At 38.9% G+C, this 4,588-nt stretch carries 2 protein-coding genes; both read right to left on the bottom strand.

What is annotated here, in order from left to right:
• Positions 1-31: 31 nt before the first annotated feature.
• Positions 32-3,547 carry a M1 family aminopeptidase gene (locus B2V92_RS08535; RefSeq protein WP_293306862.1) on the bottom strand — a complete coding sequence of 1,172 codons (3,516 nt, stop codon included), beginning with the start codon at positions 3,545-3,547 and terminating at the stop codon, positions 32-34.
• Positions 3,544-4,443, bottom strand: coding sequence for an ABC transporter ATP-binding protein (locus B2V92_RS08530; RefSeq protein WP_293306860.1), 900 nt, complete (start codon positions 4,441-4,443; stop codon positions 3,544-3,546). Before B2V92_RS08530 ends, B2V92_RS08535 begins: the two co-directional genes overlap by 4 nt.
• Positions 4,444-4,588 lie beyond the last annotated feature (145 nt).

Raw genomic sequence — 4,588 nt, 5'->3', positions numbered from 1 at the left:
TAGCGAGACGCTACGACTAGAGACGTTCTTTTTATTCCAAAACCGCTACACGGTCGCTCCTATCCGTATCCAACAAATACCCATAAGGATCAACAGCTACCGTTTTTGGTTTACGATCAACAATTATTGAAATTTTGGTTCTGTTCTGTTTAATGTGATATTTGCCAATACAAAAAGGTTTCGTTTTTGCATTCCATTCCCTTTCCAACTGGTTAAAACAGGCCAAATCTATTTCGAGATCAGGCAGTTGTTTATTGCCATCACTTAATCTTTCGGCAGATATTTCTACATCAATTTTATATTGACCATTTTTCAAGGCTTTACAGGCAAGTACTTTGATCCCTAAATCGTAAGTAACTACCTGATTAAAACAATCGTTTATAAAATCTTTTTGCTTTGGCGAAGCCTGATTTAATAGCACGTTTACAAAATCATTGGCTGTAGCTTTTGGTTTTGGGTATCCATGATCTACTATAAGTTGTTGCAATACTGCATTAAACTGCCTCTCGCCCATCAACTCTTTTATTGCGTACATCATCAGGCCACCTTTTTGGTAATGCACATAAGGCTGATCTAAAGTTTTAGCTAACGGCAATTCTTTTTCATTGTTGTTCCTGTTCAAAAAATAGAGGTTGTTATCGTAAGCCAGGTATTTGCGCAGGTATATTTTACCAAACCGCTTTTCAATCAGCACATTCTCGGTGTACTTAGCCAGCGATTCGGTAAGCATGGCATAACCTGCACCATCCATTGGCGACAGGCTATTGGCCCACCATTGGTGTGCGGTTTCGTGGGCCGCAATGGCATAACTTTGATCTATAGCACTGTTAGAACCATAATTACCCAAAAAATTAATGTTCTCGGCACTAAAAACTACACCCGGATATGCTGTTGCTGCTCCTTTATATTGTGGAATTTCGGCTAGGGTTAATTGTTTTAAAGGATATTTGGCAAAATTTGCACCACCATAATCCAAGGCATCTTTAACCGCATTAAACATACTTTTCAGGTTATATTCCTGTCCTGGCTGATAATAAATACTCAAATCCACTCCATTATATTTTTCTTTTTTAACTGCATATTTTGCACTGCTCATCGCAAACATAAAATTTATCGGCTTAGCTGTTTTATATTTAAAATACCTGCGTTTACCCGAAAGCCACTCTTTTTGTAGTTCGCCAACCGTAATAACGCTCTGGTGTGCCTCGGTAGAAATTGTCGTTTCCAGATCGATCAGTTCATAAGTACGATCGTATATGGGCGGTGTAGAAATTTCAGGCAAACCTGCTTTTTTCCGTTCCAACCTGTTATCACTTTCAAAATTATAACAGTAACCAAAATGGGGTACAAATTTCTCCAGTTCAACATATGTACCGTTTTTAACAATAGCATTCTCCTTATCAAAAGGGGTGAATCCTGATCGGATTACCTCAATAGAAAAATCCATTTTTATTGTTTCTTTGGGTTGTAGCGGCTTTTTCAGATCAATAAACTGTTGACCAAATCTTTTGTCCATTTTGTTTCGGCCATCAACAGTTTCTGCCAAAAACGAAGTTACCTCAGGGCCAACATAAGTCCAGATTTTGGAAATGGGCAACTGTGTTTCATTTTTTAACAGGTAAGTGCCTTGGATGGTATATTTTGCTTCGTTTGGGAACAAATCTACCTTCATTTTAACCGATTTGATAACAGGCTGGGGCACGTTGGCTAATGCTTTATATTTCTTTTCATAAGCTAAACGCCAGTCTAATTGCGCCTGTTTATTCTGATATTTTCCTATAATATTAGTTTGATGGTATATAAATGCTGCCGTAGAAATCCAGATCAACAAAGCAGAAATGGTAATCCATTGATGTTGTTTAAATGTTTTACCGATTGATTTAAACCTGTTAAACAGTCTTGTGTCAACCTGATTCTGCCACATCCCAATGGTTAAGAGGGCTATAACAACGACGAAAGCTGTCCAATACAACATATACCAGTTAAATGCTGTGGCGTAATAACCGAACCCGTTGAAGTAGGAATGGAGCAGATCGGGCACAGTAGCAAAACGGAAGAGGTAGTGTTCAATTCCAAATCTTTCGGCATAGGAAATCAAAAACACCACAATCATGCCCAAAACCATACCCAGGTATTTGTTGCCGATTAAATTCTGGATAAACATGAGCAGCACCACAAAAAGCAACATCGGCAATGCGCTATAATAGTATAAAGTTAAATAAAGTGGCAGTTCGATCCGGAAATAACCGTGCGTAACCTGTAGCACAATGCCAATCCCGATATTTAAAGTAATAAGCGTAAATACCAAAACAAAAAGACTTCCACTTTTTGCCATCCACATTGCCGAGTTTTGAACAGGCGTACTATAAATAAGCCCATGGATATTAACCGATTTTTCCCTGCCGATGGTTTCTGCAGCATAAAACAGGATCAGGATCAATCCAAATTTCATCGAACGCATTTCCTCTATGATAATACCGGTTGCCGGATAGCTATGGATGCCATAAATACCACTGAACAGCTGATCTTTCAATTCAACACCGTACAAAAACACCCACAATAAAAGCATTACCATAATGGGGATATTTTTAAACAGGAAGATTATTTCGAGCTTAAATTGTGTTTTTAAAGTGCTTAAATAATAGCGAAAACCATTTGGCAAAACCTTTAAAACACGGTATGGAATAATTGCTACCCGCTCTGATTGAGCTGCTTTTATTTTCAATTGAGGTTCATGCTGCAACCTAAAATGGAAGAACCGGTAAGTAATGATGGTGATTAATGCAGTTATGCCGATCCAAAATAACCTATTGAACAGAAATGGCCCATCTAAAGGAAATAACTGATGGTTGCGCTGCAGATCAGTCCATGTTCTCGTTTCACCGAAAAACGAAGCCAATGCAAAAGGATCTAAAAGTAAAGGTAAAATATCCGGAGTGCCGGCTTTCATTGTTGATGTGGCCAACAAAGGCGAATTGCCGAATATCGAAGCCAACATATATAAAATGTAAATCAGTACACCAACTACATAAATGGCCCTTACACTTTTGGTTAGTACAGCCGTGCAGAATAAAGCTGCTGTTGCAAACAGCACATTAGGTAGCGCGAAAACCAAAAGTGGCTGTAAGAAATAGGTGATATTAAATGTACCTAAGCGATCGGCCTCAATAAAAAAGGAGCCGATCAAAATCCCGATGCTTACCAGAAAGGACAAACTAAAAACAGCAGTTAATAAGCCTAAAAACCTCACACCAAAATAAATCCCCTTATTAATTGATGTAGTAAAAATAACCGACTCCATCCTGTAAATAGCGTCCCTTAATACCACATTAGCGCTGAATATGGTACCCGAGAATATGGAAAACAGCGAAAGCAATGCGGTGATATTGGTAATTACGTATGGCGAATTTTTATGCACTTCTGCCGAACCAAAGCCACCCTCAACCACGCAGAAATAGCCCAAAATAAAAAATAAAAGTGCTGCAACTTTAAACGATAACTGACTGAAATGGTATTTCAGTTCGAATTTAAGTAAATCACCGATCATAGCCCAGTCCCCACATTTTGATTTACCGAACCAAATAAAGATGAGAAATAAACCTCTTCCAAAGCTGGGAACACTGCTTCGAAGCCCGCAGCAGGAATTTGATCTGCCAATACAAACAAATTCAGTTTACCTAACATGATTTTGGTTGAAATCACATTATAAAGCGTAGAATAATGTTTTAAATCTGCCTTTTCAATTACCTTTCGCCAGATTTTGCCATCCAGTTTCTGCGTTAAATCGGCCGGTTTGCCCTGTAAAATCAGTTTACCATTGGCCATTACAGCCATTTCAGGACAAAGATCGTTTACATCCTCTACAATGTGTGTGGATAGGATTACCACACGGTTTGTCCCGATTTCGCTCAACAGATCATGAAAACGGTTCCGCTCCTGCGGATCCAGGCCTGCAGTTGGCTCATCCACAATAATCAATTGCGGATTGCCCAATAAAGCCTGTGCAATACCAAAACGCTGACGCATACCACCTGAAAAAGTACCGACCGATCTTTTTCTTACTTCAAATAAATTGGTTTGTTGCAAGAGTGAGCAAACCTGTTCTATCCTTTCATTTTTGTTTTGCAAACCTTTTAAAACCGCCAGGTGATTTAACAGATCAAAAGCTGAAATCTTTGGGTAAACACCAAAATCCTGTGGCAGGTAGCCCAGTTTAGTCCGCATTTCCTGCGGATTTTGCAGCATATCATTTCCATCAAAAAAAATCTGCCCTGCATCGGGAAGTTGCAGTGTAGCGAGTGTGCGCATCAGCGATGATTTACCCGCACCATTTGGTCCTAATAAACCAAACATACCGTTAGCAATGTTTAATGTAACATCATCAAGGGCCTTTACCCCATTTTGATAAGTTTTTGTAAGTTGCTGTATTTTAAGTCGAACCATATTACTTTAAATAAGATGGATGCAAATTATAGCGGTTGAGCAGGTCTGGTAAATTTAAGTGACGAAGGGAACTGAAACGATGATGAATGGAGATAAAAGTCACGATATGCCTTTCATCATGAGAAACACGTCTTTCATCATGTAA

It is taken from the genome of Pedobacter sp. UBA5917 (genome assembly GCF_002432345.1).
Lineage (GTDB): Bacteria > Bacteroidota > Bacteroidia > Sphingobacteriales > Sphingobacteriaceae > Pedobacter.
Note: the sequence above shows the minus strand (reverse complement) of the source record. Positions and strands in the feature narration are given on the sequence as shown.

Excerpts from the sequence above, each read along its gene's own strand:
- B2V92_RS08530 (WP_293306860.1), bottom strand. The coding sequence starts at position 4,443 with ATGGTTCGACTTAAAATACAGCAACTTACAAAAACTTATCAAAATGGG.
- B2V92_RS08535 (WP_293306862.1), bottom strand. The coding sequence starts at position 3,547 with ATGATCGGTGATTTACTTAAATTCGAACTGAAATACCATTTCAGTCAG.